2 tRNA genes and 2 rRNA genes are annotated in these 809 nt (G+C 48.3%); all 4 read left to right on the forward strand.

Annotation, left to right across the window (positions count from 1 at the left end):
- Positions 1–98: 98 nt before the first annotated feature.
- Positions 99–215, forward strand: a 5S ribosomal RNA gene (rrf, locus tag AB4Z45_RS32935).
- Positions 216–258: 43 nt separating this feature from the next.
- Positions 259–335 (forward strand) — tRNA-Ile (locus AB4Z45_RS32940).
- Between the two features lie 29 nt (positions 336–364).
- Positions 365–440: transfer RNA gene (locus AB4Z45_RS32945), tRNA-Ala, on the forward strand.
- A 250-nt stretch (positions 441–690) separates the two neighbouring features.
- Positions 691–809, forward strand: a 23S ribosomal RNA gene (locus AB4Z45_RS32950); the annotation flags it as partial.

Genomic DNA, 809 nt, shown 5'->3' on the forward strand with positions numbered 1-809 from the left:
CCCGACCCGATGAGGTTCGGATAAACTTGGCAGTTTATCGCTTACTCGTTGTCAGTTTTGAAAGATTAATCATCTTTCAACGCAAGTCAAGTCATCCGTTTGGTGGCGATGGCGGAGGTGAACCACGCGTTCCCATACCGAACACGACCGTTAAGCCCTTCAGCGCCGATGGTACTTAGACCGCAGGGTCTTGGGAGAGTAGGACGTCGCCAAGCAGGTGTTATATTCACACCTAAATATACGAACTATGAGAATTAAGGGCCTTTAGCTCAGCTGGTTAGAGCGCACCCCTGATAAGGGTGAGGTCGGTGGTTCGAGTCCACTAAGGCCCACCACTATAATTCCATAATTCAAAACCTAACATGGGGCCATAGCTCAGCTGGGAGAGCGCCTGCCTTGCAAGCAGGAGGTCAGCGGTTCGATCCCGCTTGGCTCCACCAATAATTTCATTTGTAGCGTCTTTGCTGAAGATTAACGCTAATGCAAATTCACCGCAAAACACTTGCACCTTGAAAACTGGATAACGAAAGAAAAAGAATTGCTGAAACATCCTTTAGTTGTTTTTACGTAAGCGAGAGGTGTTTCGAATTGAAGACGGCTTTTGAAGACGTTATTTCTACCTCTAAAGAGGTTATTGTTCAAAGAAATAAGGCTTCAACGACGGGTCAATCGAAATCACCACGAGCAATTGGTTAAGCTAGTAAGAGCGCACGGAGGATGCCTAGGCACCAGGAGCCGAAGAAGGACGTGGCGAACAACGATACCGCCCCGGGGAGCCGTAAGCAGGCATTGATCCGAGGATTTCCGAA

The sequence above is a fragment of the Paenibacillus sp. MCAF9 genome, assembly GCF_052114265.1.
In the GTDB taxonomy this organism is placed as follows: Bacteria; Bacillota; Bacilli; order Paenibacillales; family Paenibacillaceae; genus Pristimantibacillus.